Below are 26,124 nucleotides of genomic sequence, written 5' to 3'. Positions count from 1 at the left end.
CAGCTTCGCCCTTGGATAACGAAAAGCACGATCAGGCCGCCAGCTTTCGCGGTGTGCCCAGTGCTTCCTCGACCGTATCGAGGAACATTTCCGCACAGGCCTTCCAGCTGTAGCGCATGGCGCGTTCGCGGGCTTCGGCACGGTCGACGTTGAGCGCGGCGAGTGAGGCCTCGCGCAAATCGTTGGAGACCGCGCCGCCAAAACCATCGCCGACAATGTCGATCGGCCCGGTCACCGGATAGGCGGCAACCGGCGTGCCGCTGGCCAGTGCCTCGATGATGACGTTGCCGAACGTGTCGGTGCGGCTCGGGAAGACGAAGACGTCGGCCGAGGCATAGATCTCGGCCAGTTCGTCGTTGGGGCGATGGCCGAGGAAATGCGCTTGCGGATATTTCGCCTTCAGCCTGGCAAGCTCGGGGCCTTCGCCGACGATCACCTTGCTGCCGGGCAGGTCGAGGTCGAGGAAAGCACCCAGGTTCTTTTCGATGGCGACGCGGCCGACGCAGAGGAAGATCGGGCCGGGGAAGCCGAGGTCCTTCTTCCTGTCCGGGCGGAAATGGTCGGTGTCGACGCCGCGCGTCCATGGCCGCAGCTTGGTGAAGCCGCGCGCGGAAAGGTCGTCGGCGAGCGACTGGGTGGCGACCAGCGTGCCCTGGCCGGAATTATGGAAATCGCGCAGCCAGCGATAGGCCCAGCTTTCCGGCAGCGGCAGGCGGGCGCTGAGATATTCGGGAAAGCGCGTGTGATAGCTGGTGGTGAATGGACGGCCGGCATTGCGGCAATAGCGCCGCGCCATGATGCCCAGCGGTCCTTCGGTGACGATGTGGATGTGGTCGGCCTTGCCGGCGTCGATCAGGCGCGCGACATGGCCGGGCGTGGTCAGCGCCAGCCTGATGTCGGGATAGGTCGGCAAGGGCAGGGTGCGAAAGATATTGGGCGTCAGGAAATCCACCGCGACGTCGAAGGACTTCAGCGTCTCGGTGAGCCGCTCCAGCGTGTGGACGACGCCGTTGACCTGCGGGCGCCAGGCATCGGTGACCATCAGTATGCGCATGGCGGCCCTTTGCTTGAAAGGTCGACGGTTGCCTTGAGACGATGCCGGAACGGCGACCAGCCTGCTGCTCTCGCTTCGCTCCAGCGCACCCGGACAGGTACGGGGTCGAAGTGAGGCGGCAAGGCCGAATCAATTGAGGTCGCGCGCTTCATGCGCGCTCTTGATCATGGTTTCATGACGGGCGGATGAAGCCGTTTCCACTTTTCGCAATCGTGCCCGGTTATGCCGGAACCTTGATGATGGCGCGCAGTCCGCCGAGCGGGCTGTCTTCAAGAGTGATGTCGCCGCCATGGGAGCGGGCGATGTCGCGGGCGATCGACAGGCCGAGCCCGGTGCCGCTGGCATCGAGGTTGCGGGCCTCGTCGAGCCGCACGAAAGGCTTGAACACGTCTTCGCGTCGATCGGCGGGAATGCCCGGACCATCGTCGTCGATGGTGACCAGCAGCGAGCCGCGGCCATGGGTGGCGTTGACCTCCACCGTCTTAGCATAGCGGAAGGCGTTGCCGATGACGTTGGACATCAGCCGGGCAAAGGCATTGGGCCGCACATGCACATCGTGATCGCCGGCAAGCGTCGTCGACAGCTTACGCTTGCGCAGCCTGGCTTCCTCGTCGAGCTTTTCGAAATAGGCCTCGAGATCGAACCGTCCGGCGTCTTCCGAAGCTTCGCCGCGGGCAAAGGACAGATAGCCTTCGAGCATCGACTGCATGTCGTCGATGTCCTGGTCGAGCGCTGCCTTGGTCTCGGCCTTGCCGCCGGAAAGCGCCAGCTGCAGTTTGAAGCGAGTGAGGATGGTTCTGAGGTCATGGCTGACGCCGGTCAGCATGGCGGTGCGCTGTTCGATCTGGCGTTCGATGCGCTCGCGCATCTGCATGAAGGCAAAGCCGGCGCGGCGAACCTCCTCGGCGCCGCGCGGCCGGAAATCGCGCGGCATCGGCCGGCCCTTGCCAAAGCTTTCGGCGGCTTCGGCAAGCATCAGGATCGGCCGGATCTGGTTGCGCAGGAAGGGAATGGCGATCATCAACAGCACCAGCGAGGTGCCGACCATCCAGATCAGGAAGATGTGGGTGTTAGAGGCATAGGCCTGGCTGCGGCGCACGAAGACGCGCAGCACCTTGCCCTCGAGCTGCACGCGTACCTCGACGATGTTGGAGTTGCCGACCGTGTCGATCCAGAACGGGCGGTTGATCTGGCGGGTGATCTCGGACGAGAGAACATCATCCAAAATCGAGAAAAACGGCTTTGGACCGGGCGCGGGGAGTGGGTCGGGCGGCAAGAGGTCGACCTTCAGCTGCATGCGGTCCTGGGCGATGCGGATGATGTTGGTGTAGTCGGCATCGCGCGGATAGGTCTCGATCAGGTCGATGATGGCGGCGATGTCGCGCACGGTGGCCTGCGACAGGCGCTGCGTCACGGTTGCCCAGTGACGTTCCATGAAGACGAAGGCGACGACCGATTGCAGCAGGATCATCGGCGCGATGACGATGATCAGCGAGCGGGCATAGAGCCGCTTGGGCATATAGAGCGAGACGAGGCGCCAGAAGCGGTTCCAGGCGCGCGGCACCGCCTTCAGCGTCCGCGCGGCGCGTGCGCTCAAGCCGCCATTGCCCGGCTGTTCCAGTTCCGTGGTTGCCATTCGCTCTTTTCGCTTGCCCGCAGCCGTTCAGCCGGCCGCAGGCGGCATTCTATTCCACGCTGAGCCGATACCCAATACCGCGTACGGTCTGCAGCCAGACCGGATTGGACGGATCGCGCTCGATCTTGCGGCGCAGCCGGTTGATCTGGACGTCGATGGTGCGCTCGCCGACTTCCGAATCGTCGCCGACAAGCTCGTGGCGGGGTATCGTCTCGCCCGCCCGCGCGGCGAAGATCGCCAGGATCTCCTGCTCGCGATCGGTCAGCTTCAACGCCTCGCCGCCACGCTTCAATTCGCGCCGGGCGATCTGGAACGTGTAGGGGCCGAAGACCAACTGCTCGACCTTGGGCGTGGTCGCCGGGCCACCGCGGCGCAGGATGTTGTTGATGCGCAGGATCAGCTCGCGCGGATCGAACGGCTTTGGCAGATAGTCGTCGGCGCCAGCCTCCAGCCCTGAGATGCGGCTGTCGGTCTCCGACAGCGCTGTGAGCATCAGGATCGGTACGTTCTTTTCGGCCCGCAGCGACTTGGTCAGGTCGACGCCCGTCTCGCCGGGCATCATGACGTCCAGCACCAGAAGGTCGAAGTCGAGGCCGGCAAGCTTGCGCCTGGCTTCGCCGGCATTGCCGGCAACGGTGACGCGAAAGCCATTTTCGGTCAGATACTGCTTGAGAAGATTGCGGATGCGGGTGTCGTCGTCGACGACAAGCAGATGCGGCGCGTCGTCGTCCGGCGCGGCCGCGTGATCGACCCGTTCAGTGCTCTCCATGGCTTTTCCCTGACATTTTTGCGGACCCAACGTCGATCTGCGCCCTCAGTTCCGGATTGACCATCGCTTCGAGGAACCGTTCCACCAAGGTCCGTTCGGTTACTCCGGAATCCCCCAATGCAGCATGGATGCGGCGCGACTGTGGCCGCGCCAGCGCCAGCGCCAGCGCACGGCCTTTGGCTGTCGGATAAAGTTCGCGCTGGCGGCGGTCGCGCGGACCTTGCAACTGCACGATATGGTCGGTGTCGATCAGTTGCTTGAGCACACGGGCCAGGCTCTGCTTGGTGATCTTCAGCACGTCGAGCAGTTCGGCGACCGTCAGGCCCGGCCTGCGGTTGACGAAATGCAGCACCCGGTGGTGGGCCCGGCCGAAGCCGTAATCGGCCAGGATCTGGTCCGGATCGGAGGTGAAGTCGCGATAGGCAAAGAAGAGCAGCTCGATGATGGCGAAGTCGATGCCGTCCTCGACCGACATTGCGGTCCTGATCGGTTTTCCGGCGGCTGGGCTTCGATCCGTCATTATTTCTCCGTGGGAAAGAGAGATTATGTCAGTACTATTGACGTAATTTCCCTGCAATGGTAATTTTTGACAAGCTTTTGGGCGGATTGCGAACGAAAAGGCAAGGGAAGCCGGTTTTTCCGGAATTTCCTAAGTTTGCCAGAGCGCAATTATCCGCCTACGCTCCACCATAAAAGCCGCTTTGGGCGGCCGACACGAAACACACAACGATACAACTATCCGGGCTGCCGCCCGTGGGAGGTTACCATGGCATCCGTTCCCTTCGATCAACTCGATGGCTTCATCTGGATGAACGGCGAATTCGTCCAATGGGGTGACGCCAAGATCCATGTGCTGACGCACGGGCTGCATTACGCCAGCGCTGTTTTCGAGGGAGAGCGCGCCTATGGCGGCGAGATCTTCAAGCTCAACGAACACACCGAGCGCCTGCATGAATCGGCACGCCTGCTCGGTTTCAAGATCCCCTATTCGGTGGCCGAGCTCAACGACGCCTCTTCCACGCTTCTCAAGAAGCAGGGTTTCCAGGACGCCTATGTCCGGCCGATCGCCTGGCGCGGCAGTGAGCAGATGGGCGTCTCGGCGCAGAACAACCGCATCAACTGCGCCATCGCCATCTGGCAATGGCCGAGCTATTTCGATCCTGCGCAGAAGCTGAAAGGCATCCGTCTCGATGTGGCGGAATGGCGCCGGCCCGACCCGCGCACCGCGCCTTCCAAGTCGAAGGCCGCCGGGCTCTACATGATCTGCACCATGTCCAAGCACGCCGCCGAGGCCAAGGGCTATGCCGATGCCATGATGCTCGACTGGCGTGGCCAGGTCGCCGAAGCGACCGGAGCCAACATCTTCTTCGTCAAGGACGGCAAGATCCACACACCCAAGCCCGACTGCTTCCTCGACGGCATCACCCGCCGCACGGTCATCGGGCTGGCCAAGGATCGCGGCCTTGAGGTGATTGAACGCGCCATCCTGCCGGAAGAGCTCGAGGGCTTCGAACAATGTTTCCTGACCGGGACGGCAGCGGAAGTGACGCCGGTTTCGGAGATCGGGCCTTACCGATTCGTGGTCGGCGAAATAGCCAAGAATCTTATGAATGACTATTCTGCGGCCGTTCAGCCCAAGCACGCGATCGCCGCAGAATAACGAAAGTCACAGCTTTTTTAAGAAGTAGGGGCGGTTTTCGGGCCGCCCCTTTTATTTCAGCGTTTCTGCATTTGACTTTCGTCCAATTCGGCGTCTCATGATGGTGTCGGCCCGGGAGGCTGACAGCTATGGAGGGACTAATCATATGGACATGAACACGCTTCTTCCGATCATCATACAGGTGATTACTGGCATCATCGGTGGTCAGGCGGTCGGTGCGGCGCTCAAGACGGCGGCGATGGGTCAGCTTCCCAAAATCCTGGGCGGAGCCATTGGCGGCGTCGGTGGTGCGGCGATCCTCGGCAGCCTGCTGGGTGGCGGTGCGGTCGATCCGGCGGCTGCGGCAGCAGCAACGAGCGGTCTCGGCAGCGCGCTGAACCTGCAGAACATCGTCGGCGGCGCCGGCGGCGGCGCGATCCTGACCGCCATTCTCGGTGCGGTCATGGGCGCCATGAAGAAGTAAGCAGGCCGTTTCGGTCTTTTCAAATGGGCGGCTTCGGCCGCCCATTTCCGTTTTGGGGCTACTGACTGTTCGTCTTTCGAGGGTGGACGCCCTTTGTCGGCACCTCTACATCACCCGTGAACATCGAAAGGACGATCATGGGTCAGCTCAATGCCGGCATCGTGCCGGTCACACCGTTCCAGCAGAATTGCACCATCCTGTTCGACATGGATGACAAGCATGGCGTCGTCGTCGATCCGGGCGGCGATATCGACAAGGTACTGGCGGTGCTGAAGGACAATGCGATCTCAGCCGGAGCTATCTGGATAACGCATGGCCACATCGACCATGCCGGCGGTGCAATGGAGTTGAAGGAGGCGCTCGGCGTCGAGATCATCGGTCCGCATGAGGCCGACAAGTCGCTGCTCGACAATCTGGAAAACCAGGGCAAGCGCTACGGCATCGCCGGAGCGCGCAACTGCGTGCCCGACCGGTTCCTGGCCGAAGGCGAGACGGTGTCGTTCGGCGGCCATGTGTTCGAGGTGCTGCACTGCCCCGGCCATGCGCCCGGTCACGTCGTCTACTACAACCGCGCAGCCAAGTTCGCCCATGTCGGCGACGTGCTGTTCCGCGGCTCGGTCGGCCGCACCGACCTGCCGGGCGGCGACCACGCGGCGCTGATCGCTTCGATCAAGGACAAGCTCCTGCCGCTCGGCGACGACATCGGCTTCATCTGTGGCCACGGTCCCGGCGGACGTTTTGGCGAGGAGAGGCGGACCAATCCTTTTTTGACTTGAACCAGGCTCGGAACCGTAGCTGTTTTTCATCAGCCTCAAGCAGACCGTTGACATTGTAGAGACCACAACAAAAAAGCGCTGGCCTTGCGGTCAGCGCTTTTCTGTTTTGGGGCAGGGAAGCCCTTGGTTAGTTGGCAGTGCAGAAATGCTGTTCGCCGTCATTGCCGGTGAACGTGCCGGTACGGGAATTGAAGCTGCGGTAGCGGTCCGAGCAATATTCGTACCAGTCACGCGTCCACGGTTCGGCATAACGATTGGCGTAGACCACCCGCGGCTCCGCATAATAGCGGCGGACCGGGGCCGGGCGCACCACGACGTCACGATCGTAGTAACCGTCATCGTAGTAGCGGTCAGCGTCGGGCGGCGGGCGGTCATTGGCCAATGCGCCACCGATCAGCGCCCCGGCCGCGAGGCCGAGCACGCCGGCGGCAATGGCATCGCCATTGCCATGATGGCCATGATGACGGCGCCAGTCGCGCGCATTGGCGGCGGGCAAGGCCGTGAGCGTGGTGGCGGCCACGGCAGCGGCCAGGACGGCGGTTTTGAAAATTCGGTTCATGTCGGTCTCCTTCGTTCCGGCCCGTGCAGTTTCGGGGATGCGGTCCGGCTTTACCGAAGACTAATATGCGACCGTGGCTGAACGGGGGCTGAACGGATTTTAACGTGTTTATTCAAAACGGACGTCAAAAATCACAGGCTCTCAAGGGAGCGATCTGCCCGGGAGCGCCGGTTCGAAGCCGGCTCAGCCGACCGACAGGTTGACGGCCTTGGGACCCTTGCCGCGCTTATCCGGCTCGGTATCGAACGACACTTTCTGCCCATCCTCGAGGCCGGGAAGACCGGACGCCTGCACAGCTGAAATATGGACGAAAACATCCTTCGCGCCATCATCGGGCGTGATGAAGCCGAAGCCCTTGGCATGATTGAAGAATTTGACGGTGCCGGTCTGCGGCATGGGAAGCTCCTTTGTCCCATAAACTCCAGTCTCGGGCCGGCAAATGCCCGAGTGGAAATTTGTCCTTTATTTTAGCGTCATCGGCAAGAGAAAGTTTTGCGGGCGTCTAAAGCACGTTGCGGCATGCTTCGGGTCTTTGTTTTTATGCAAGTCGTTGCCCAGAACCCGGCCGCTTGGGCGACATCACTGGCCCGCGCCTTCGATAAGGAAAAGGCGCGACGAAGATCGCCGCGCCTTTCAAAATTCAGATCCCTCTCCAGGCCAGGTGCAGGCATGGAGCCTCCGTCGCACGTCTAAGTGACATGCGGCGCGCCGATGGCTCAGGCTGCGCGGAGGTTGACGGCCTTGGGGCCCTTGCCCATGCGGTCCGGCTCGACGTCGAAGGTGACCTTCTGGCCGTCAACGAGCGTGCGCAAGCCCGAGGCTTCGATCGCGGAGATATGGACGAACACATCCTTGGCGCCACCATCGGGCGTGATGAAACCGAAGCCTTTGGTCGCGTTGAAGAATTTAACGGTGCCGGTCTGGGCCATTGGGGAAACTCCTTCACCCGTTCAGTCTTTGGTGGTCCCGCCCGCCGCCTGGCGCAAAGGGCAGTTCCCGGTGGTTGCTTCGGCAGTCATGCATTGGCGCATGGTCAAACCCCCCGCCGAAAACGGGGCCGTCAGAGATTCACAGTATCGGGGAAAGGTCGTCCAAAACGTTCCGCTCTCCGGGTCGCAAATGCCCGAACACGGAATTTATCGCACGGAAACGTGATGGTTGCAAGATACCGCCGCGGGCCGCCGTACTGGCGCGTCCCGACGCATCAATCGACTGACCTGAGCATCGATGGGCTCGGCATAGGCTTGCTTGCCGGCCGGGTCATCGGCCAGAACCGGGCCACGAATGGGCCAGATGTCGAGGTGGCCGAGGAAGTCGACGCCGCCTACAGCCCCAGCGCGTTTCCGACTGAAAGGGCTGCAAACGGGGATTGCATTTGGCAAGGGAATGGCGAGGATCGGCAACCGGGGACGCGATCGTGGGAGATCATCATGAAATATCTGGCGGCAATCTTTTCGCGGCAGGGTTTTGTCATCCTGTTGCTGTCGGCACTTCTTGCCGCCTGCACCGTCGTCGTCGATGACGGACCAGGGCCGCGTCCGCGTCCGCCCCGGCCGGAACCGCAATATTGCAGCAAGCAGTACGAGCCGGTCTGTGCCCGGCGCGGCGGCGATCGCCAGACCTTCGCCAATGCCTGTCTTGCCGACCGGGCCGGCTACCGCATCGTGCGCGACGGTCCGTGCCGCGACGGTGGCGGCGGTGGCGGTGGCGGCGGTGGTGAAGAGCAGACGTTCTGCACCCGCGAATATGCGCCGGTGTGCGCGCGCCGGCATGGCGAGATGCGCACCTTTCCCAATTCCTGCGAAGCCCGTGCCGCGGACTATCGCGTCGTTGGCGACGGGCCGTGCTGAGAACGCTGCGCCTCGTTGAGGAAGACAATCATCAAGCCGTCGGCTTCACCTGGCGACAGTCGGCGATGAACTCGGACGCGGGCATGGGTCTGGCAAACAGCCGGCCCTGGCCGTAGTCGACGTCGCGCGCCGCGAGGTAGTCGGCCTGCGCCTGCGTTTCCCCGCCTTCGGCAACGATCTTCAGCTTTAGTGTCTTGGCCATGTCGATGATATGCGCGGTGACGGAATTGGTGGCGGAATTCGTGCTGATCGTATCGATGAACGATTTGTCGATTAGGAGCGCATCGAGCGGCAGCCCCTCGAGATAGGACAGGCTGGAGTAGCCGGTGCCGAAGTCGTCGATTGCCACTGCGTGGCCAAGTTCGCGGGCACGAACGAGCGTTGAGCGGGCCGAGTTGATATCGATGAACGCGCGCTCCGTGGCCTCGAGCCAGATTTGCTGGGGCCGGATCGCGGTGTGCTGATTTGATCTTTCCGCACCGACGAAAGGACGAGACAGCAAGCGAAGCCTTGAACCTGCGGCGCCGATGGCCTAGATCGCCACAGGCGGATAAAACACGGTAGGTTTCCCATCAACAGAGATCAAAGACGAGCGGCGGGTGCGGGAGCCAGGTCTGGCGCAGGCGGACAGCCGCCGCTGGGCCTCGACCAGTATGTGCAGCAGGCGTTGCAACTGCATCAGGCCGGGCGCCGGCAAGAGGCTGAGATGATCTACCGGCAGGTGCTGGCGCGTCAGCCCAAGCACGCGGCCGCGGCGCATTTCCTGGGACTGCTGCTTCACCAGACCGGGCGCAGCGAAGAAGGGCTGGATCTCATCGAACGGTCGGTGAGCCTGCAGCCGACGAATCCCGATTTCCTCAACAATTTCGGTACGGTGATGCGCGACCTCGGCCGCCCTGCTGCGGCCATCGATTTCTTCCGCGGCGCAGTGGATCTGCGGCCGGACCAACTCGCGGCGCGCGACAATCTCGGCTCATCGCTGAAACAGGTCGGCCAGTTCGAAGAGGCCGAAGAGATTTATCGCAGCACGGTTGCACGCAACCCATTTCATGTGCGCGCCCGCATCGGGCTTGCCGAAACCCTGCAGGAAGCCGGGCGGCTGGATGAGGCGCTGGCTGCCTTCCGCGAAGCGCTGGCGATCCGACCCAAGGATGCCGACCTGCTGCACGGGCTCGGCGTCGGGTTGATGGAAAAGGGCAAGCTCGACGAGGCGGCCGACCTGTTCCGGCAGGCGTTGGCGATCAACCCCGCCATGGCCACAGCCTGGCTGATGCTGACGCAGGTCAAGCGCCAGAAGGAGCGCGACAGCGAGCTTGGGGGCATGGAAGCCCAGCATGCCAAGGCGCCGCAGGACAGCCTGGCGCGCATGCAGCTGTCCTTCGGACTCGGCAAGGCGAATGACGATCTCAAGGATTATGGCCGGGCCTTCGACTATTTCGCCGAGGGCAATGCGATCCGCCGCAAAGGCATCGACTACGACCAGGCCAGGACGCGGGCCGAGTTCGAGGCGATGAAGGCCACCTTCGATGCCGGCTTCTTCGAGAAGCACAGGCCCAGCTCAATCAGCGACGACACGCCGATCTTCATTGTCGGCATGCCGCGTTCGGGCACGACGCTGGTCGAGCAGATCATTGCCAGCCATCCGCAGGTCTATGGCGCAGGCGAGCTCAGCATTTTGAAGAAGGCGGTCGGCAGGCAGTTCCCGGCGACTATGCCGGGTGGCTTCCCATGGGGCGTATCGGATACGGGCGATTCGGATTTTGCCGAGGCAGGCCAAGCCTATCTCGACATGCTCCATGCCCGCTATCCGAACATGCGCCACGTCACCGACAAAATGCCGGGCAACTTCCTGCTTGTCGGCTTCATCCACATGATGATGCCGAAGGCCAGGATCATCCACTGCGCGCGCGATGCGGCGGCCACCTGCCTGTCGATCTACAAGGTGCATTTCCGCGGTGACAGCCATCGCTATGGCTACGATCTCGGCGAGCTCGCCGACTTCCACAATCTCTACACCGACATCATGAAGCATTGGCACACGGTGCTGCCAGGCGTCGTGCACGATGTACGCTACGAGGATTTTGTCGCCGACCAGGAAGGCCAGACGCGGGCATTAATCGCCCATCTCGGCCTGCCCTGGGACGACGCGGCACTATCGTTCCACGAGACCGACCGACCGGTGCGCACGGCTTCAGCCGCACAGGTGCGCCAGCCGATGTATCAGGGGTCGGTCGATCTATGGAAGCGCTATGGTGACCGGCTGAAGCCGCTTCTGGACAGGCTGGATTAGCGCAACGCTCCTGCTTCGTCCTAGGATGACGAAGCTGAGGGGCTTCTGCCAATCTGCTACCGGCTGCTCAAAGCTCTATGAATGGCTTGAAGCCACCGAAGATCATGCGCTTCCCGTCGAACGGCATGTCCGCCCAATCGGCCTTCAGGCGCGGATCTGCCATCACTTTGGCCATGACGGCATCGCGGCTCTCCCGCGACTCATAGACGGCCCAGGCGAAGACGACGATCTCGTCGTCCTTGGCCTGCACGGCGCGCGGGAACGAAGTGACCTCGCCATAGGGCACGTCGTCGCCGATGCATTCGACATAGCCGAGCGCGCCGTGTTCCATCCATATAGGGCCTGCGAGGTTGGCCAGCCTCTTGTAGTCATCGAGATTTGCCTTGGGCACGGCAAGCACGAAGCCATCGACATAGGACATTGTGGGTCTCCTCCTGGAAGTTCACAATCCCTCACCGACGCCAGCCGGTGAGGGACTTCGCCATTGGCGATAGATCAGGCTTTCTTGACCGGCGCGTTCATCGCCCATTCGACGCCGAACGGGTCGCGCATATTGCCCCACTGGTCACCCCAGAACATGATCTGGAGCGGCACGGCGACTTCGCAGCCGGCATCGACGGCGCGCTTCCACCAGGCTTCGATGTCGTCGCTGCCGAGGTGAAGCTGCATGGTGTAACCCTGCGGCTTGACGGCAGGCATGCCGTTTTCGGGATAGAAGTCGGAGAGCATCAGCGTCGAGCCGTTGATGTGGAGGTGGATGTGCATGGTGCGGCCTTTTTCGTCCGCCGGATAGGCAAAGACCTGCTCGGCACCAAAGGCCTTCTTGTAGAATTCGGCAGCCTTGAAGGCGCCATCCAGCTGCAGATAGGGGGTCAATCCGCCGAGCACTTTGGCCGCGGGCTGAACGGGGGTCTGATCGGTCATCTGTTGTTCCTCTTTGCGTTTGGCCTTGCGAGCCAAAGGACGGATGAGGTGCCGGCGTTCCTACATGGCCGGCAGATTTTTTTGGCCGACCGGCCCTGGACAGTCCACGCAGCCGCAGTTGGACGAGAGGCGTGAAACGAACTTGCGTCGACCGCGCCCAATCAGAGCCCAATTCTCTCGGCTCGCAGGCTAGAACAGATGGATCAGGCGAACGCCTCTTCAAATCCCGGGACGACAATGATCCTCTACTATCAGACCCACTCACCCTTCGCGCGCAAGGCGCTCGTCTTCGCCCACGAGGTTGGCATTGCCGATCGGCTGGAGGTCATTCATCACGAGACCAGTCCGACCTTGCGCAATGCCCGCGTCTACGCCGAAAACCCGCTCGGCAAAGTGCCGGTGCTGTTGCGGCCCGACGCGTCGCCGATCTTCGATTCCGATGTCATCTGCGCCTATCTCGACACGCTGCATGACGGTCGCAAGCTGCTGCCGCAGGACGGCGAGGCGCGCTGGCAGGCATTGCGGTTGCAGGCGGTCGCCCAGGGCCTGGCGCAGACGGGTATAGCCTTGCGCTGGGAGACGGAAAGGAGACCCGAAAAGTTGCGCTATGGTGCTCTCGCCGACGGATACCGGGAAAAGATCGAGGCGAGCTACGACTGGATCGAGAGCACGCTGGACGACGAGGCGCCGCTCCATATCGGCCACATCGCCTTGGCCACCACGCTGTCCTGGATGGCGTTCCGTCACCTTCCGCCTTTTCGCTCACGGGCACTGCTGACGCGCTGGTTCGAGGCTTTCGAAAAACGCGTATCGATGCAGGCGACGCCGCTTTCGGGCGATACGCATGACTGACTGGCGCCCCGCGAGGTCAGGGGCGGCGGCCGTTTTGCGCATCGAAGACGTCCGGAAACCCGATATCCTTGCGCAGCGAGGCAGGCAGTGAACGCAGGACGCGTTCGCTGCGGTGACGAGCGCGCGCTGCCGCATACCGGGTTGCGATGCGACCGATGGACGAAAGAACCGACATGATAATTCTCCCTGGGTTGGGCCGGCATCATCGTGTCGGCATCCCAAGGACGCGACGGGCTGAGGCTATCCGACAGACCGCCGAGATTTTTTTATCGCTAGCTCCGCAGCCTGCTTGAAGCGGGTTGTTGCTAACGCGATTACTTCAGGCCGCGGTTGTAGACGTTCGATTGTTTCAAGATCGGCCTTCTTCGCCTCTCCCTCTACGGCGAGGTCGTAGCTCGCCTGCATATTCATCCAGAACTGCGGCGTGGTTCCGAAGAACTTCGCAAGGCGCAAAGCGGTGTCGGGCGTTACCGGTGTCGTCTCGCTGGCCAGGCGCTCGATGCGTGTGCGGGGCACATGCAGCTTCTTGGCCAGCGTGTAAGGCTTCAGATTGAGCGGCACGAGATATTCCTCACGGAGAACTTCTCCGGGATGGATAGGTGGGTTGATGTTCAGCATTTTGAACCCTCTTCAATGATAGTCGGTGATTTCAACATCCTCCGCTTGCCCTTCCACCCACCGAAAGCAGACGCGGAATTGATCGTTGATGCGGATCGAATGCTGGCCCGCACGGTTACCTTTCAGCGGCTCAAGCCTGTTGCCGGGAGGTCTTCAGATCCGACAGTTCGGCGGCGTTGTCGATCATGAACAGCTTCCGCTGGGCTGAGCGGACAAGGTCCGATGGGAAGCCCTTCGGAGCCTTGCCGTTCGAAACGGCTTCGCTGGTCTTGTCTTTGAAGGAGCGTATCATCTTGCCGACCCGAGTGGCGTACCATGGCATGATACGCTTCGGAAGTCAAGAAGACGTCTCGTAACATGATACGAAACTCCGGCCTGCGCTCGACAGGCCGGAACTTCATCGGCAGTTTTGTTCACTGATTAGCCAGCGCCCTCCGCCACCGAGCGGAAGAAATCCTCTGGGTCTTCGACTTCGGTCAGCCGCCGTTTCTCGATCAGCCAGAAGCGGTTGCCGATGGCGCGGATGAAGGAGCGGTCGTGCGAGGCGAGCACACAGCTTGCCTGATGTGCCAGCAGTTCCGCTTCCAGGGCTTCCTGGCCGTCGATGTCGAGATGGTTGGTCGGCTCGTCCAGCAGATAGAAGTTGGGATTGGCGAGCCTCAGCGCCAGCATCATCAGCCGCGCCTTCTGGCCGCCGGACAGCGCACCGATCTTTTTCTCCTGCATCTCGATGACCACGCCGGCGCCTGCCAGCAGCGAGCGGGCACGCTGCTCGCCGACATCGTAGCGGCGCGAGACCAGCATCAGCGGCGTGTCGTCGCCGCTGATGCCCGACAGCGCCTGGTCGCTGTAGCCTAGCACCGTCGACGGCGTCACCTTCACATTCGGCACCGTGTCCGGTTCGACAATGGCATTGCGGATCAGGGTGACGAAGCGCGACTTGCCGACGCCGTTGCGGCCGAGCAGCACGATGCGGTCGCCCTGGCAGATATGGCGCTTGCCGGTTCGAAACAGCGGGGTGCCGTCGGGTGTTTCCACAGCCGCGTCGTCGAGCGTGATCAGCACCTTGGCGTGGGTGCCGCGATTGGCCAGTTTTATGGCACCCGCCGACTTTTCGCGGTGCGCCGGTGCGGCCGCTTCTTCCAGTTTTTCGGCCCGCAGGTTGAGCTGCTTGGTCTTCACCGTCAAAAGGTCGCTGCCCGAATTGATGCCGATGTTGTTGAGCTTGGCCGCCTGCCGGCGCAATTGCTGCGCCACCTTCATGTCGCGCTGGAACTTGCGCTCGGTCGAAGCATCGACCTCGTCGAGCGCCTGCCTGGCGCGGGAGTAGGGCAGGGCAAACACCGGCGACTGTTCCGGGCGCAGGAATAGGGTCCGGTTGGTGGTGGCGTCGAGGAAGGCGCGGTCGTGGCTGGCGATGACGACGGGCACCTCGCGCGGCAGCGTGTTCAGCCAGGTTTCGAGCTGGCTGATGCGGACAAGGTCGAGATGGTTGGTCGGCTCGTCGAGTAACAGCACGTCCGGATCGGTGACCCAGACGCGTGCGATTAGCGCAAGCCTCTGCCAGCCGCCACTTAGCGCCTGCATTGGCCGCTCGCGCATCGGCTCGGGCACGTCGAGTGAATCCAGAACCACGTCGACACGCCACATCTCGCTTTCGGCCTGCTCGGACGGCAAGGCATCCGCCACCACCTGCCGGAACGTACGGGTGAGAAGGGCCTGGGCAACCGACTGTTCGACATGACCGACGCGCAGGCCGCGCGTGCGGGTGATGTCACCGGAGGTCGGCTCAATCTCGCCGGTCAGGCATTTCAGCAAAGTCGACTTGCCGCGGCCATTGGCGGCGACAATGCCGAGCCGGTCGCCGGTGCCGATGGTGAGGTCGAGATTGGCAAACAGCGGCGCACTCATGGTGACGCCGAGGGATTTGAGGCTGATCAGGGCCATTTTGATTTCTCTGGTCTTGCCGGAGCTACTCCGGTCCACTTTGACGGTGCGCTTTCCGGCCATCAGGCTCGGCATTACGCACCACGAAGGGCAGACCAAAAAATCGAAGCGGGAAAAACCCGGACCGTCCCTGGTCAGCCCTGCAAGCAAGCTCGCAGGGCAGAAATCGGGCCACGCTGACGATGGTGACGATGAAACGTAAACACGTGAGCCCTCCTTTCGAGACGTTCGAGTGTGGGGAGCGATTACACCAAAGGCGGGGCGGATGGCAAGTAGATGCTCTGCGGGCAGGCCTTAATCTCGCGGGCGGATTACCCAGTCACCCTTAGTTCGCTGGATTTCCTGCGGTGTCAGGAAGTGAAACTCCATCAGGATCGGTTCTTCCGGTCCCTTGAAGAAATGAAGCTCGGCGTGGGGGAGCACGAGCCGGCGGACAGTTTCAGATACGCTTTCCACCTTATATTCCTCGGCTTGCAGTCCTAGACCTGCGAGGAGCGTCCTGGCGGCCGAAATCGTCATTGCCGGGCCAAAGCCATCGAGATCGATTTGGCTGTTGCCGCTCCATTTCAAAGGCAAAGGCTTGGGGACATCAGGCATGTGCCAAAGTTTGATGCTGATGCGATGGACGCGTGCTCGATTGCGCCTGGTCAAAATGTCGATTTCCAGATCGCCATAACCTAGAAGAAAGCCGCACGGCTGATCCTGATAGACATATAGCCATTTAGGAAAGCCAAGATGTTTCTGGACCCGACCGAGATCAGCTCCGGCCCGCAAAGGCGTGTCCTTGCTGCCTAAGATTAGGGGGAGGATATGGAGTTTGCCTCGCTGTCGCATCGATCAAACCTTGGTTGGCTGGATATCCCGTCGCGGGAGCATATTCCGCCTGCCCTGACCATTGTGCTACCCAGCTGATTGGGCCCAGCGGATTAATTGAGCTTCACAGGTCAAGGGGCCGGATCAGACAGGTCTCAAGTAGCCGCCGCTTAGTCCATATTCTTTGTTGAGATCGAGTAGGAAATGCCCGAACACCGCGCTTCTGCCGAGATCGACAACGATCACAAGCAGGGCGTTGAACCTGCCGGTGCCAATCAAAACTTGATCAAACCGGTTTTGAACGTCCCGGTAAACATAATGGACGTCGTTCAAATAGGGCACGCCGACTTCGTCCAGATTTAGCGCGTCGACATAGGACCATATGTCTACGACAGCATTCGCCGTCGCGGTGATATTCGTCATCGGCTCGGCAAAGCAAGCCTTGAACTCCTCTTCATCAAGTCTGCGAACGACGACCATCACTCATTCTAAGCGGCGGCATCTGAAATCCGCAACCGATCGCAGGCTCGATGCTGCAGCTTCCTACCGTCCCGGCCGTCCCGTCTTCCCCGGCCGGCGTTTGTCGCGGCGGGCGTCGCCTGGATCCTCGTATGAGCCGATGCCGGCGCGCTGGCGAACGATTGGCTTAGCGGAATCGTCGCGTTCCTTCGCGCCTGTCCTGCCGGGCATCTCCCCCACTTGGGGGGAGATTGACTGCGGCTTGGCCGGCACTTTTCCTTCGACCGGCTTTTCCGTCCGCCGTACAGTCATTTCATCGAGCGAGTTCTTCTTGAACAGTGGCTTGGTGACGTCGCCGGGAATGCCGAAGTCGGAGCCGTGCGCCTCTTCGGCCGACTGTTTCTTGAACAGCGAGCGTGACACCGCGCCGGCCGGCGTCGGCATGTCGGTACCTGGACCCATGTCGTCGATCGAGGGTTTCGAAAACAGCGGCTTTTTCACCGGCACAGTGCCATCGGCGCCCATCTCGTCGAGATCAGGCTTGCGGAAGAGGTTGGGCCGGGCAGCCTTGGCTGCCTCTTCGGCGGCACGCGCTGCGTCGAGCTTGCGAAAACGCTCCTGTTCCTCTGCTGTACGATGTTTGGCCACGCCCTTGTTGTGCTTGCCCTTTTCGCGGCCGGAGGCCGGGCTTTCCATGTCGGCGTATTTGGCCAGCGGGTCTTCGGAGATGGACAGTTCCATCTCACGCAGGCGCTTGATTTCGTCGCGGATGCGGGCCGCCTTCTCGAAGTCGAGATTGGCCGCGGCATCGCGCATCTGCTTTTCCATCGCGTCGAGATGGGCCTTGAGGTTGTTGCCCATCATGGCGCCGGCACCGTCGGTGAACTGCGAGATATCGGCGCGGACGTGGTCCTTCTCGTAGACCGAATCGAGAATGTCGGAGATGCGCGACTTGACCGATTCCGGTGTGATGCCGTTGGCCGCGTTCCACTCCATCTGCTTTTCGCGGCGACGGTTGGTTTCGGCCATCGCCCGTTCCATCGAGCCGGTCACCTGGTCGGCATAGAGGATGACCTTGCCGTCGACGTTTCTGGCGGCGCGCCCGATGGTCTGGATCAGCGAGGTTTCCGATCGCAGGAAACCTTCCTTGTCGGCGTCGAGAATGGCGACGAAGCCGCATTCGGGAATGTCGAGGCCTTCGCGCAGAAGATTGATCCCGACCAGCACGTCGAAGGCGCCGAGGCGCAGATCGCGCAGGATCTCGATGCGCTCCAGCGTATCGATGTCGGAGTGCATGTAGCGGACGCGGATGCCCTGTTCATGCAGATACTCGGTCAAATCCTCGGCCATGCGCTTGGTCAGCACGGTGACCAAGGTGCGGTAGCCGGCCTTGGTGGTATCGCGAATCTCGCCGACGACATCGTCGACCTGGCTCTTGGCCGGGCGGACCTCGACCGGCGGATCGATCAGGCCGGTCGGACGGATGACCTGCTCGGCGAAGACGCCGCCGGCCTGTTCCATCTCCCAGGCGCCAGGGGTCGCCGAGACCGCGACCGAAAGCGGACGCATGGCATCCCACTCCTCGAAGCGCAGCGGCCGGTTGTCCATGCAGGACGGCAGACGGAAGCCGTATTCGGCCAGCGTCGCCTTGCGGCGAAAGTCGCCGCGATACATGCCGCCGATCTGCGGCACGGTGACATGGCTTTCGTCGATGAAGACCAGCGCGTTGTCGGGGATGTACTCAAACAGCGTCGGCGGCGGATCGCCCGGCTGGCGGCCGGTGAGATAGCGCGAATAGTTCTCGATGCCGGCGCACGAGCCGGTGGCTTCCAGCATTTCGAGGTCGAAGCGGCAGCGCTGTTCCAGCCGCTGTGCCTCAAGCAGGCGGCCGGCCCGCTCCAGTTCGACCAGCCGGTGCTTGAGCTCTTCCTTGATCGACTTGATCGCCTGGTTCAGCGTCGGGCGCGGCGTCACATAGTGCGAATTGGCGTAGATCTTGACGCTTTTCAGCTCGCCGGTCTTCTGGCCGGTCAGCGGGTCGAATTCGGTGATCTGCTCGATCTCGTCGCCGAACATCGAGATGCGCCAGGCGCGGTCTTCCAGGTGGGCCGGGAAGATTTCGATGGTGTCGCCGCGCACGCGGAACGAGCCGCGGACAAAGTTGATGTCCTGCCGCTTGTACTGCTGGGCGACGAGATCGGCGAGCAGCGCGCGCTGGTCGAGCCGGTCGCCGATCTGCATCTGGAAGGTCATCGCCGTATAGGTTTCGACCGAGCCTATACCGTAGATGCAGGACACAGAGGCGACGATGATGACGTCGTCGCGCTCAAGCAGCGAACGCGTCGCCGAGTGGCGCATGCGGTCGATCTGCTCGTTGATCGAGGATTCCTTCTCGATGAAAGTGTCGGTGCGCGGGACGTAGGCTTCCGGCTGGTAATAATCGTAGTAGGAGACGAAATACTCGACGGCGTTTTCCGGGAAGAATTTCTTGAACTCGGAATAGAGCTGCGCGGCAAGCGTCTTGTTCGGCGCCAAGATCAAGGCAGGCCGCTGCGTCTCCTCGATCACCTTGGCCATGGTGAAGGTTTTTCCTGAGCCGGTGACGCCGAGCAGCACCTGGGTGCGGTCGTGGTTATCGACGCCTTCGACCAGATCCTTGATCGCGGTCGGCTGGTCGCCGGCCGGCTCGAACTCCGACACCATCTTGATGGCGATGCCGCCTTCGGATTTTTCGGGGCGGGCAGGGCGGTGCGGCGTCCACAGCACGCCGTCCTTGTGCAGCGGATTGCCGGATTCGATTAGCGCCGACAATGCCGCCACCGTCGCGGTGACGCTGCCCGAGGCCATGGTCTCGGCGTCCTCCAGCGAAATGTCGAGGCCGGCGACCGGATTGAGCCCGGCTGCCGTGCGCTCCCTGGCTGACGCCGCGCCACCCATCGAGGTGCCGCGCGAACTGCGCCCCGGCGAGCTTGAGCGCTCGGGTATCTTCTTCGACGGCTTCGGCGATTTGCCGCCGTCACCCTTGGCGACAAGACGTCCTTCGTTTTCGGCTTCCTGCTCGATCTGCTCGGCCCAATCCGCGATCGAACCGGTCAGCGGCGTGCCAGAGAGTTCCGGCTGCGGCATCTCGGCGAAGCCGCCTTTGTGCAGCGGCTCGGAGGCGTCGAGGAAATCGGTCAGCGGGCTGCGCCGCTTCGGCGCGGCGCGGTCGTCGTTCGCCGTCGGCGGCGTTTTCTGATCGGGAGATTTGGCCATGTCCCGAATATGGGATTTCCTGGCCAAAATGGAAAGAGCGCGGTGGGGAGAGGCGTGCCGGACAGCGCTGCTCCTGACAGCAGGCTGTCAGCAGCAGCGGGAAGGCGCCCGAAAGCCTCTTGTCGTTACACGCCCCTGGCGGCTGATGCGACCTGCGTCGCCGACCCGTTCAGGCGCGGCACCACGACGAGGCGTTTGATTTTGCCCTTCTTGAAAGCGGCGAGGAAGCGCGCATAGTCCTTGAAGGCGACGCAGCCGCTCGACTGGGCGTAGCGGCCCCGGAGCAGGTAGGTATGGGCCAGCAGGCCGTTGCGATTGTATTTGTTGCGGCCATCGACCGGTGTCAGGCGCAAGGCCTCCACTCCGTGGAAGCGCGACTCGCGCATCGACAGATTGTAGGTGTTGGGCGGCGTCGGTCCGCGATTCTTCTGGTCGGCATAACGCGGCTGGTCCGCCATGGCGCCGATGCCTGAATGCGCCTCGAGCCTCGAGCCGTCAGGCATGTAGACGGTCGCGCTGCTGATGTCGTACACGGCGACGCCATTGCCGGCTCCGCTCCTGGCGGCTGGCGAGTTGAAGAGGTTCCTGAACGCCTTGCCAAGGCCGCCCGAGGGCGTGTCGGGCTTGGCATAGGCCAGCACATCGCCGCCATCGGCCGGCCGGCCTTGCCGCGTCGGTTTTGCCGGCTGGGCCTGCTGGACCGTCTCGCGTGCCGGCTTCGGCTGCTGAACGGATTTCGGCTGCTGGACGGACTTAGGCTCCTGCTGGACCACTTTGGGCTGCGGCGCGTCGAATTGCGGACGCCGGGTCGGCAACGGCACGTCGTCGGTCAGAGCGTCCGGCAGGGAGGCGGCATCGCCGGGTTGATCCTGCTGGGTTTCGACGGGTGAAACCACGACATCGGCTGACGATTCCTCGATCGGCAGCGGTGAGGCGAACGCCTCGTCATCGGCCGGCAGGGACTGCACCAGAGCAAGCGCCAACTGCGAATTGTCCGGCGTACCGGATTGGGCAAAGCCCATCGGAGGCGGTGCGGTCTGAACGACCACCGAGTCGGTATCCAGCCGGGCGAAACGTTCGGCCGCCGGAACTGGCATGCTATCGGACAGGCTGGCTGTGACCTGGACGGAGGGCACCAACGACGCCTCGGCAATTCGCGGTGCGACTGTGGAGATCACCGGGCGGGTGTTGGCACTGGCGGCAGGCTTTCCGGCGTCGGCAAAGGCAGCGGCCAGCTTCATCGGCGAAAGCGACGCTTCCATGCGTTCGAAGCGCTCCTGCGCCTTCGACTTCACGGCGGCGGGCATCGGCTTTGCCTGCGCTACAAGACGTTCGGATTTTTCCGCCCGCGCGCTTACCCTGGCCAGCTTGAAACAGCTGGCGCCGCACTGCACCGAATGATCATGCAGGGCCTGAGTGCCGCCATTGGCGTTGGCCAGCACGAAGGGTGCTTTCAAAAAGTGCTGCTTCAGCGGATCGGCAAGTGCGAGCGATCCCGGTGTCGACAGTGTCTGGGGCAGGCCAACCGAAGTTGCCGATAGAGAGGCGCCGACGGAACTGAGGCCAGCCATGGTGCCGATCAACCAAAGGCCGATGGCGGTGCTGACGCAAGGCAGCGCGACCCAGCGGGCCACCCGGCCAGCGTTGAAGGAAGGGGAACGTGGAGCATCGACGAACTCGCCGCCCTCACGCTGTCCCCGGTTTTTTTTGTGTGTACTCAACAACGCCATGCAACCAATCTCGCTTCAATCGGTTTCCCCGTACGTGGCCTTGAGAGCCGCGACGACCATTCTGTGAGTGATCCCAGGTGGTCCCCGACGCGTTTACCGCGTCTGTAGTTGGTTGCCGATTGCTTCAAAATATGGACAAAGTTGGTTAATCAATTCCTCTCAAAACCAACGACGAGATGTGGATTTTGGCCAAATCAGCCTTCGTCCACGGCCAGGAAAGTGGTGTTGTCGCCCTTCCGACCTGGTTTTGCTGCCTGTTTTTGGCGGCCGAGTCAAGCAAAACAGCCACTGCTAATTTTTACGCAGCGCCTCCGCGCGGTGTATGCAGCGAACCGACTGCCGGCAGACCTGCCTACAAAAGGCGCGCGTATTTCCGGTAAAACCGTTGCCTGCCATGCTAGATTTCTCGCGGGAAGGCGGCCTCAAACGGCCCACCCTCAGTTGAACCAAAGCGCAAACGTCAAAAACCCGCCGCCGCCGAACTGGCGCTGGATCTGGTCGAAATCGTCGCTGGTCGCGAGCTCGCCGCTTTCGAGGTAGGGCGCGATGGCCGGGCCGGTGATCGACAGCACGAGATCGAAGTTTTTTGGCTCGTCGAAGAAGCGCTTCATGTTGATGCCAAGCCCAGTACTGGCGGTGACGCGGAAATGCGGCAGCAGCTTGCGGCCTTCCAGGAGATCCTCGGCCATGGTCAAGGCGGCGAGCCAGGCCTGGACCTGCTCCTCGCCGACTTCGAGGCCGGTGAGCGGGTTCTCGCCCTTCTGCTGCGGTCCAGGCAGCCATTCGCGGTCATTGTCGGTCTCGGCGCGGATCGCCTTCCAGTCCTCGCGCGACAGCCGGATCATTTCCAGCAGGTGGCGGCGCGCCGCTTGCCGGCGCTCCGGTTCGATCACCGGCCAGTTGACGAGATGCACCATCGAGATGAAATCGGCGATGCGCCATTCCGAGGAGAAGATGCTCGAGCCCATGTCGCCGGCCGGCGGCACCAGAATATCCTGCAGCGGCAATTTGGCGCGCGGGAACAGCATGTGAAACGAGCCGTCGAAGGTGCTCCTGAAATCATGCGCCAGCCAGAAATCGGCCTGCGCCATCAGGAACTCGGCATAGCCCTGCAGCCAGTAGCCGTCGGCGCGGTCGAAGCGGAAGGTGAGCGTGGGGGCGGCGGCGTCCGACGAGATACCGCCGCGCGAGAGTGAGGCGATGATCGCCGCCATGCTCTCGTCCGGCGCGATGGTGCCGTCCTCGTTGAGGTCGATGCCGGCATGGGTGAGATCGATGACCATGCCGATATCGGCATTGGGCGGCACCGAGGCAAACGTGGCTGCGGATTTCTCCAGCCGGTCACGGAAGCCGACCAGGATGGCGCGGAACTGCTCGTAAGTGAGCGGCTCGGGATTGGGATTGTCGGGCACTGGCAACCGCATCAGCGGCAGCATGAAGGATTGCGGGCTTTCGAAACCATGACGGTGCAGGCCGGTGGCCAGGACCTCCAGTGCGGTAAAGAACTCGCCCGCCCCGGCCGCATAGGCGGATGCCGGGTCTTTTGGCGCGGCAGCCTCCAGCGTCGAGAGAGCGGTGTCGCGCGCGGCCACGGTCTTCGCCTCAAACAATGTGGTTGCCGCTTCTGGCATTGCCGCCGACGCGGAAGACAGCGGCAGAAGCAGAATGAAAGCGGATGTCAGCAGGCCTGCCAGTCGTGTCATCTTTTCCCCCCAATGTTTGTCGCGCAGTGCAAACATACACCATTTGCAGCGCCGCGCTTCAACCCGCCCGGCGGACGGTCTACACAGGGCAAACAATTGGGCATCGCGTGTCGAATTATCCGTTTTCCTACAAGCTGTCCTGGCTGCCGCGTTTCCTGAAGCCGTCACTGGCCGGCGACGCTCAAGACTTTGCGCCGATGGCCGGGACGCTGATGGATCCACCGCCGAAGCAAGCGGTGCGGCTTGCCTTTGTCGGCGACATCTCGGCGGTGGCCAACCGCAGCGCGCCGGATTGCGATCCGGCGATCAAGGCGCTGCTCGGCGCTGCCGATCTGGTGATCGGCAATTGCGAAAGCCCTGTTGTGGACAGGCCAAGCGCGGTGCTGGGCACAAGGCTCGGCACGCATCATGCGATGAGCGAGCCGTTCCTGGCCGAGGCGCTGACGGCGGTTGGTGTTGCGCGCGAAAAACTCGTGCTGTCGCTGGCCAACAACCATGTGCTGGATCAGGGCATCGCCGGTTTCGACGAGACAATCGCGGCGTTGCTGCGGCTCGGCATCCGCACGATCGGCCTGGCCGACGGTCCGGTTGTGCCGATTCAGGTTGGATCGCTTGATATCGGCTTCGCCGCCTTCACGCTGTGGCGGAACGCCGATGAAAAACTGTTTGCCGGGCGCGTTTCGATGGACAGCGATCCGGCGAGCTGGCCACCCGCTGGCTTGGACCTTCTCTGCGCCGTGCCGCATTGGGACTGGGAGTTCCGACATTTTCCGCGCGACGGGACGCGAGCGCTGGCCAGGCGGCTGGCCGGGCAGGGCGCCGGGCTGATCGCGGGCCATCATGCCCATGTCGTGCAGCCGGTGGAAAAGATTGACGGGACGATCGTCGCCTATGGGCTCGGCGATTTCCTCGGTACCGCCTTTGCCCGGCAGCCATGGCCGGGCCGCATCGGCTCTATCCTCGTTGTCGATGTCAGTGCCGATGCCGGGACGCGCGGCAGGATCGCGTCTTACCGGATGCATCCCTTCATGCGCCTGCGCGCTGGCGACCACGAGCGGCTGGTGTTGGTGGAGGCTTTGGAGGGCCGAATGCGTGACAGGGTCGCGGAGCGACTGAAAGCGGTCTTCCCTTCTCCACCAACCGATGAAGGCGTTCCCGCTTAACCATCTGGCGGCCCTTGCAAAACCAACTATCATGCTCCCGCAGAGGCAGGATTGCGGGGGTAGCGGTGGAATCAGCGGATTTCATGCCGAGCGAAACGGTCATCGCCGGCATCCGAAAAGACATCGAGGCCTATGAAGCGGCGAGGGCTTCGGCGGTCCGGCAGGTGCGCTGGCGGGTGCCGGTGTTCGTGGGGCTGGTGCTGGTGGCCGTGGTGCTGGTCGCCTGGCTGTTCAACAAGGTCGCCGACCCCAACGAGCAATGGGTCTCGACGCCGCATGTATTTCTCTATGTGATCGGCTTCGCGGCTTCGATCCTGCTCTATTTCCAGGCCAGGAAACCGGCGACGCGGCTGCAGCAATCGTTCCGCGAGACGCTGCTGCCGATCATATTCGGCTTCATCGCCGACATGCGCTACCAGCATGGCGTGACGCCGAATTCCTTCGACCGGTTGCCGCGCACGGCGGTTGGTCCGTTCAACCGGCAGGCGTTCGACGACATCGTGGCGGGCCGCTATGAGGGGTTTCCGTTCGAGCTGTACGAGGCGCATCTGCGGGAAGGGTCGGGCAAGGGCTCCTCGACCGCCTTCCAGGGCGTCATCGTCGCTTTCGAGACCATCGCGCCGTTTCCCGGCATATTGGTGGCGACGCGGCGGACCAACGCGGTGATCAGCTTCTTTCGAGGCATATTTGCCAGCAAGCTGCAAGAGCTGTCCAGCGGCGACGCTTTGCTCGACGCCGCCTACGAGTTCCGCACCGACAATCTCGGGGCGGCACAGCCATTGGTGAGCGGCCGGCTGGCGCAGGCGCTGAAATGGCTTGGCGAAACCTGGCCGGACGACGCAGCCCGCGTCGCGCTCAACGGCAGCGATGGTTTCCTGCTGTTGCCGCAGACGAAGAACTTCTTCGAGCTGCCGGATATTTCGGTGCCGCTGGACTACAGCAGGCATGTCGCGCCGATGATATCAGACATGGGCGCGATGCTGGCGACGGCGGCACTTGTGCGCAAGATTGGCGCGAAGGACGAAGCGGGTTGATTGGGCTGCGCTTTCAGCACTCGAAGCCGTATTTGTCACGCATGTAGTCCGCCTCTTCTTTCGACATTTTGTTGAACATGACGCACACGGTGAAGCTGCCGACCTGACGTCCGCCGCGTGTGTATCCCCAGTCGGAAATATCGTCCCTGGTGAATTCTATGTTCTGGCCGAGGACGACGTTGTGCACTTCCTCCGGCTGGTTTGCCAATATGCCGACAAATCCGGTTTCGGTGCGGCGGAACGGTATGACCCAGAAGTGTTCGGTGACGTTGCCGTCCCGTACCTTGACCTTCAATTTGAACCTCTCTGTGTCGGCGGGAGGCGCCTCGGACAGTGCCAGGAAGTCGTCCAGGCTGGCGAGCGCCTGCGCGGTCGCCGCTGCCATCTCTGGGTCGCCGGGAGTGAAGATAATTGTTTTGTCGTCGCCCGGATCCGTGGCTTGTGCGCCGGCCAATCCTGGAGCAAGCGCCAGCATCAGGGACATCGCAGTCCGGACTGCAAGCTTCATGGAAGGCCCCCCTTCATGTCAACGGTCGACACCATCCCGCATTCGACGTCGGTTTGCAACC

The 26,124-nt window shown here is 62.4% G+C and carries 26 protein-coding genes and 2 pseudogenes; 8 read left to right on the top strand and 20 right to left on the bottom strand.

Going from position 1 to position 26,124, the window contains the following annotated elements; all coding sequences use genetic code 11:
- Positions 1-31: 31 nt before the first annotated feature.
- The 4 genes from A4R29_RS22570 to A4R29_RS22555 form a co-directional block, all read right to left on the bottom strand.
- Positions 32-1,054: a glycosyltransferase family 4 protein gene (locus tag A4R29_RS22570; protein WP_063172934.1), complete on the bottom strand. Its 1,023-nt coding sequence runs from the start codon at positions 1,052-1,054 to the stop codon at positions 32-34.
- A 220-nt stretch (positions 1,055-1,274) separates the two neighbouring features.
- Positions 1,275-2,690 carry an ATP-binding protein gene (locus A4R29_RS22565; RefSeq protein WP_013530013.1) on the bottom strand — a complete coding sequence of 472 codons (1,416 nt, stop codon included), beginning with the start codon at positions 2,688-2,690 and terminating at the stop codon, positions 1,275-1,277.
- A 49-nt stretch (positions 2,691-2,739) separates the two neighbouring features.
- Positions 2,740-3,459 carry a response regulator gene (locus tag A4R29_RS22560; RefSeq protein ID WP_013530014.1) on the bottom strand — a complete coding sequence of 240 codons (720 nt, stop codon included), beginning with the start codon at positions 3,457-3,459 and terminating at the stop codon, positions 2,740-2,742.
- The gene (locus A4R29_RS22555; RefSeq protein WP_024505623.1) at positions 3,446-3,979 is read right to left on the bottom strand and encodes a MarR family winged helix-turn-helix transcriptional regulator; all 534 of its coding nucleotides are present in this window, start codon (positions 3,977-3,979) and stop codon (positions 3,446-3,448) included. Before A4R29_RS22555 ends, A4R29_RS22560 begins: the two co-directional genes overlap by 14 nt.
- A gap of 246 nt (positions 3,980-4,225) precedes the next feature.
- On the opposite strand from A4R29_RS22555, the gene A4R29_RS22550 reads away from it, so the two are divergent.
- The 3 genes from A4R29_RS22550 to A4R29_RS22540 all read left to right on the top strand — a co-directional run bounded on the left by A4R29_RS22550 (position 4,226) and on the right by A4R29_RS22540 (position 6,358).
- Entirely contained in the window at positions 4,226-5,119 is an 894-nt protein-coding gene (locus tag A4R29_RS22550; RefSeq protein WP_063172933.1) for a branched-chain amino acid aminotransferase, read from the top strand.
- A 145-nt stretch (positions 5,120-5,264) separates the two neighbouring features.
- The gene (locus A4R29_RS22545) at positions 5,265-5,582 is read left to right on the top strand and encodes a hypothetical protein (protein ID WP_013530017.1); all 318 of its coding nucleotides are present in this window, start codon (positions 5,265-5,267) and stop codon (positions 5,580-5,582) included.
- Positions 5,583-5,719: 137 nt separating this feature from the next.
- Positions 5,720-6,358 carry an MBL fold metallo-hydrolase gene (locus A4R29_RS22540; RefSeq protein WP_024505622.1) on the top strand — a complete coding sequence of 213 codons (639 nt, stop codon included), beginning with the start codon at positions 5,720-5,722 and terminating at the stop codon, positions 6,356-6,358.
- Between the two features lie 127 nt (positions 6,359-6,485).
- Here A4R29_RS22540 and A4R29_RS22535 read toward each other — a convergent pair whose 3' ends face one another.
- The 3 genes from A4R29_RS22535 to A4R29_RS22525 all read right to left on the bottom strand — a co-directional run bounded on the left by A4R29_RS22535 (position 6,486) and on the right by A4R29_RS22525 (position 7,846).
- Positions 6,486-6,917 (bottom strand): BA14K family protein, encoded by a 432-nt coding sequence (locus A4R29_RS22535; RefSeq protein WP_013530019.1) that lies wholly within the window; start codon positions 6,915-6,917, stop codon positions 6,486-6,488.
- 183 nt (positions 6,918-7,100) lie between these two features.
- On the bottom strand, positions 7,101-7,313 hold the full coding sequence (locus A4R29_RS22530) for a cold-shock protein (protein ID WP_013530020.1): 213 nt from the start codon (positions 7,311-7,313) through the stop codon (positions 7,101-7,103).
- Between the two features lie 320 nt (positions 7,314-7,633).
- Positions 7,634-7,846 (bottom strand): cold-shock protein, encoded by a 213-nt coding sequence (locus tag A4R29_RS22525; protein WP_006202520.1) that lies wholly within the window; start codon positions 7,844-7,846, stop codon positions 7,634-7,636.
- A 501-nt stretch (positions 7,847-8,347) separates the two neighbouring features.
- Here A4R29_RS22525 and A4R29_RS22520 point away from each other — a divergent pair.
- On the top strand, positions 8,348-8,767 hold the full coding sequence (locus A4R29_RS22520; RefSeq protein WP_013530021.1) for a Kazal-type serine protease inhibitor domain-containing protein: 420 nt from the start codon (positions 8,348-8,350) through the stop codon (positions 8,765-8,767).
- A 31-nt stretch (positions 8,768-8,798) separates the two neighbouring features.
- Here the strand turns inward: A4R29_RS22520 and A4R29_RS22515 are convergent.
- Positions 8,799-9,239: pseudogene (locus A4R29_RS22515) on the bottom strand (EAL domain-containing protein); the annotation flags it as partial.
- Between the two features lie 234 nt (positions 9,240-9,473).
- Here A4R29_RS22515 and A4R29_RS22510 point away from each other — a divergent pair.
- On the top strand, positions 9,474-11,057 hold the full coding sequence (locus A4R29_RS22510) for a tetratricopeptide repeat-containing sulfotransferase family protein (protein ID WP_244506857.1): 1,584 nt from the start codon (positions 9,474-9,476) through the stop codon (positions 11,055-11,057).
- A gap of 67 nt (positions 11,058-11,124) precedes the next feature.
- On the opposite strand, the gene A4R29_RS22505 is transcribed toward A4R29_RS22510, so the two are convergent.
- Together A4R29_RS22505 and A4R29_RS22500 are read right to left on the bottom strand one after the other, a co-directional pair.
- Entirely contained in the window at positions 11,125-11,478 is a 354-nt protein-coding gene (locus A4R29_RS22505; protein WP_024504189.1) for a DUF1428 domain-containing protein, read from the bottom strand.
- Positions 11,479-11,552: 74 nt separating this feature from the next.
- Complete coding sequence (locus A4R29_RS22500) at positions 11,553-11,981, bottom strand: VOC family protein (protein ID WP_013530024.1); 429 nt, start codon at positions 11,979-11,981, stop codon at positions 11,553-11,555.
- Between the two features lie 237 nt (positions 11,982-12,218).
- Here A4R29_RS22500 and A4R29_RS22495 point away from each other — a divergent pair, with 237 nt between their 5' ends.
- Entirely contained in the window at positions 12,219-12,833 is a 615-nt protein-coding gene (locus tag A4R29_RS22495; protein WP_024504188.1) for a glutathione S-transferase family protein, read from the top strand.
- 16 nt (positions 12,834-12,849) lie between these two features.
- On the opposite strand, the gene A4R29_RS33350 is transcribed toward A4R29_RS22495, so the two are convergent.
- The 9 genes and pseudogenes from A4R29_RS33350 to A4R29_RS22450 form a co-directional block, all read right to left on the bottom strand.
- The gene (locus A4R29_RS33350; RefSeq protein WP_013530026.1) at positions 12,850-13,008 is read right to left on the bottom strand and encodes a hypothetical protein; all 159 of its coding nucleotides are present in this window, start codon (positions 13,006-13,008) and stop codon (positions 12,850-12,852) included.
- Positions 13,009-13,073: 65 nt separating this feature from the next.
- Entirely contained in the window at positions 13,074-13,451 is a 378-nt protein-coding gene (locus A4R29_RS35645; RefSeq protein ID WP_063172930.1) for a HigA family addiction module antitoxin, read from the bottom strand.
- 12 nt (positions 13,452-13,463) lie between these two features.
- Positions 13,464-13,743, bottom strand: a pseudogene (locus A4R29_RS22485) (type II toxin-antitoxin system RelE/ParE family toxin).
- Positions 13,744-13,871: 128 nt separating this feature from the next.
- Complete coding sequence (locus A4R29_RS22480; RefSeq protein WP_063172929.1) at positions 13,872-15,398, bottom strand: ABC-F family ATP-binding cassette domain-containing protein; 1,527 nt, start codon at positions 15,396-15,398, stop codon at positions 13,872-13,874.
- Between the two features lie 294 nt (positions 15,399-15,692).
- On the bottom strand, positions 15,693-16,172 hold the full coding sequence (locus tag A4R29_RS22470; RefSeq protein ID WP_164919876.1) for a hypothetical protein: 480 nt from the start codon (positions 16,170-16,172) through the stop codon (positions 15,693-15,695).
- A 183-nt stretch (positions 16,173-16,355) separates the two neighbouring features.
- Positions 16,356-16,691: a hypothetical protein gene (locus tag A4R29_RS22465; protein WP_013530030.1), complete on the bottom strand. Its 336-nt coding sequence runs from the start codon at positions 16,689-16,691 to the stop codon at positions 16,356-16,358.
- A gap of 63 nt (positions 16,692-16,754) precedes the next feature.
- Entirely contained in the window at positions 16,755-19,925 is a 3,171-nt protein-coding gene (gene uvrB / locus A4R29_RS22460) for an excinuclease ABC subunit UvrB (protein ID WP_027162143.1), read from the bottom strand.
- 125 nt (positions 19,926-20,050) lie between these two features.
- Positions 20,051-21,655, bottom strand: a complete 1,605-nt coding sequence (locus A4R29_RS22455) for a DUF2778 domain-containing protein (RefSeq protein ID WP_027162142.1) — start codon at positions 21,653-21,655, stop codon at positions 20,051-20,053.
- 437 nt (positions 21,656-22,092) lie between these two features.
- Positions 22,093-23,358, bottom strand: coding sequence for a hypothetical protein (locus A4R29_RS22450; RefSeq protein WP_063173780.1), 1,266 nt, complete (start codon positions 23,356-23,358; stop codon positions 22,093-22,095).
- Between the two features lie 107 nt (positions 23,359-23,465).
- Between A4R29_RS22450 and A4R29_RS22445 the strand changes: the two genes are divergently transcribed.
- Both A4R29_RS22445 and A4R29_RS22440 read left to right on the top strand, forming a co-directional pair.
- Positions 23,466-24,521 carry a CapA family protein gene (locus A4R29_RS22445; protein WP_063172927.1) on the top strand — a complete coding sequence of 352 codons (1,056 nt, stop codon included), beginning with the start codon at positions 23,466-23,468 and terminating at the stop codon, positions 24,519-24,521.
- Positions 24,522-24,604: 83 nt separating this feature from the next.
- On the top strand, positions 24,605-25,555 hold the full coding sequence (locus A4R29_RS22440; RefSeq protein WP_244506856.1) for a hypothetical protein: 951 nt from the start codon (positions 24,605-24,607) through the stop codon (positions 25,553-25,555).
- Positions 25,556-25,568: 13 nt separating this feature from the next.
- Here A4R29_RS22440 and A4R29_RS22435 read toward each other — a convergent pair whose 3' ends face one another.
- Positions 25,569-26,063, bottom strand: a complete 495-nt coding sequence (locus A4R29_RS22435) for a YegJ family protein (RefSeq protein WP_013530036.1) — start codon at positions 26,061-26,063, stop codon at positions 25,569-25,571.
- Positions 26,064-26,124 lie beyond the last annotated feature (61 nt).

Source organism: Mesorhizobium ciceri biovar biserrulae (genome assembly GCF_001618845.1).
GTDB classification, from domain to species: Bacteria; Pseudomonadota; Alphaproteobacteria; order Rhizobiales; family Rhizobiaceae; genus Mesorhizobium; species Mesorhizobium ciceri.
This window is presented reverse-complemented; position numbering and strand designations above follow the sequence as displayed.

Coding starts and splice junctions, on each gene's coding strand:
- A4R29_RS22570 (WP_063172934.1), bottom strand. CDS start 1,054: ATGCGCATACTGATGGTCACCGATGCCTGGCGCCCGCAGGTCAACGGC.
- A4R29_RS22565 (WP_013530013.1), bottom strand. CDS start 2,690: ATGGCAACCACGGAACTGGAACAGCCGGGCAATGGCGGCTTGAGCGCA.
- A4R29_RS22560 (WP_013530014.1), bottom strand. CDS start 3,459: ATGGAGAGCACTGAACGGGTCGATCACGCGGCCGCGCCGGACGACGAC.
- A4R29_RS22555 (WP_024505623.1), bottom strand. CDS start 3,979: ATGACGGATCGAAGCCCAGCCGCCGGAAAACCGATCAGGACCGCAATG.
- A4R29_RS22550 (WP_063172933.1), top strand. CDS start 4,226: ATGGCATCCGTTCCCTTCGATCAACTCGATGGCTTCATCTGGATGAAC.
- A4R29_RS22545 (WP_013530017.1), top strand. CDS start 5,265: ATGGACATGAACACGCTTCTTCCGATCATCATACAGGTGATTACTGGC.
- A4R29_RS22540 (WP_024505622.1), top strand. CDS start 5,720: ATGGGTCAGCTCAATGCCGGCATCGTGCCGGTCACACCGTTCCAGCAG.
- A4R29_RS22535 (WP_013530019.1), bottom strand. CDS start 6,917: ATGAACCGAATTTTCAAAACCGCCGTCCTGGCCGCTGCCGTGGCCGCC.
- A4R29_RS22530 (WP_013530020.1), bottom strand. CDS start 7,313: ATGCCGCAGACCGGCACCGTCAAATTCTTCAATCATGCCAAGGGCTTC.
- A4R29_RS22525 (WP_006202520.1), bottom strand. CDS start 7,846: ATGGCCCAGACCGGCACCGTTAAATTCTTCAACGCGACCAAAGGCTTC.
- A4R29_RS22520 (WP_013530021.1), top strand. CDS start 8,348: ATGAAATATCTGGCGGCAATCTTTTCGCGGCAGGGTTTTGTCATCCTG.
- A4R29_RS22510 (WP_244506857.1), top strand. CDS start 9,474: ATGATCTACCGGCAGGTGCTGGCGCGTCAGCCCAAGCACGCGGCCGCG.
- A4R29_RS22505 (WP_024504189.1), bottom strand. CDS start 11,478: ATGTCCTATGTCGATGGCTTCGTGCTTGCCGTGCCCAAGGCAAATCTC.
- A4R29_RS22500 (WP_013530024.1), bottom strand. CDS start 11,981: ATGACCGATCAGACCCCCGTTCAGCCCGCGGCCAAAGTGCTCGGCGGA.
- A4R29_RS22495 (WP_024504188.1), top strand. CDS start 12,219: ATGATCCTCTACTATCAGACCCACTCACCCTTCGCGCGCAAGGCGCTC.
- A4R29_RS33350 (WP_013530026.1), bottom strand. CDS start 13,008: ATGTCGGTTCTTTCGTCCATCGGTCGCATCGCAACCCGGTATGCGGCA.
- A4R29_RS35645 (WP_063172930.1), bottom strand. CDS start 13,451: ATGCTGAACATCAACCCACCTATCCATCCCGGAGAAGTTCTCCGTGAG.
- A4R29_RS22480 (WP_063172929.1), bottom strand. CDS start 15,398: ATGGCCCTGATCAGCCTCAAATCCCTCGGCGTCACCATGAGTGCGCCG.
- A4R29_RS22465 (WP_013530030.1), bottom strand. CDS start 16,691: ATGGTCGTCGTTCGCAGACTTGATGAAGAGGAGTTCAAGGCTTGCTTT.
- uvrB (WP_027162143.1), bottom strand. CDS start 19,925: ATGGCCAAATCTCCCGATCAGAAAACGCCGCCGACGGCGAACGACGAC.
- A4R29_RS22455 (WP_027162142.1), bottom strand. CDS start 21,655: ATGGCGTTGTTGAGTACACACAAAAAAAACCGGGGACAGCGTGAGGGC.
- A4R29_RS22450 (WP_063173780.1), bottom strand. CDS start 23,358: ATGACACGACTGGCAGGCCTGCTGACATCCGCTTTCATTCTGCTTCTG.
- A4R29_RS22440 (WP_244506856.1), top strand. CDS start 24,605: ATGCCGAGCGAAACGGTCATCGCCGGCATCCGAAAAGACATCGAGGCC.
- A4R29_RS22435 (WP_013530036.1), bottom strand. CDS start 26,063: ATGAAGCTTGCAGTCCGGACTGCGATGTCCCTGATGCTGGCGCTTGCT.